The 991-nt window shown below is 41.3% G+C and carries 1 protein-coding gene; it reads left to right on the forward strand.

Annotation, left to right across the window (positions count from 1 at the left end; translation table 11 throughout):
* A partial coding sequence (locus tag N2712_08020) for a hypothetical protein (GenBank protein ID MCX8029923.1) occupies positions 1–850 on the forward strand: 850 nt, incomplete at its 5' end.
* Positions 851–991 lie beyond the last annotated feature (141 nt).

Consider the following 991-nt stretch of genomic DNA (forward strand, 5'->3'; position numbering starts at 1 on the left):
GCCTCTGGGAGATTGGAATGTAAACATATACCGTGGAGTTTTGACGGGCTTTAACGAAGCCTTTATTATTGACACTCAAACGAGAGATAGAATTCTTGCAAGCTGTAGGAGTGAAGAGGAGAGGAAAAGAACTGAAGATATCATAAAGCCTGTTTTGAGGGGTAGGGATATAGGGAGGTATTGCTACGAATGGGCGGGGTTGTGGTTAATTCTAATTCCTGCTGGCTGGACTAATCAAAACAGGAAAGGAAAAGATGCCTATAAATTTTTTGAGGAAACCTTTCCTGCACTAAACGAACACTTTAGACAGTATTTAAACACCAATGGCACGGGCAAAAGCAAAGGACTGACGGAAAGAGAAGATATGGGCGACTACTGGTGGGAACTTAGACCCTGCGATTACTACCCAGAGTTTGAAAAAGAAAAGATTATATGGCAGGAAATAGTTTATGAACCTCGGTTTTGCTATGATACCAGCAAAACATATGTAGAAGCAACTGGGTTTATAATGACTGGGAGAAACATTACCTATGTTTGTGGTTTACTAAATTCCATGCCAGTTAGTTTGTTTTTCAAACTTTTCTATGCTGGTGGAGGGCTTGGAGAGCAAGGTTACAGATATAAAAAGACTTTTCTCGAGAGGTTGCCACTACCACCCCCCACCCCACAAAACCAACCCATAGTAAGCCAAATAGAAGACCTCGTAAAACAGATAACGCAGACAAAGAAAACCTTAGGCTGTTCTGCAGACACTTCAGAGCTTGAAAGAAAAATAGACCAGCTGGTATATCAACTCTACGGGCTTACGGAGGAAGAGATAAAGCTGATAGAAAATTCGGGCATAAGCTAACATTCCTGAACCGCTCTGTCAAAGGAAAGGACTTCCGCATGCATTCGCCTTTTCAAAAGGCATAAGATGGCATTTTCTGTTGCTCTTAAAGGAGCTTCAATAATAAACATCCAACGAAAGATTATTCTTCTACCTCCATTC

The sequence above is a fragment of the Brevinematales bacterium genome, assembly GCA_026415355.1.
Lineage (GTDB): Bacteria > Spirochaetota > Brevinematia > DTOW01 > DTOW01 > SKYB106.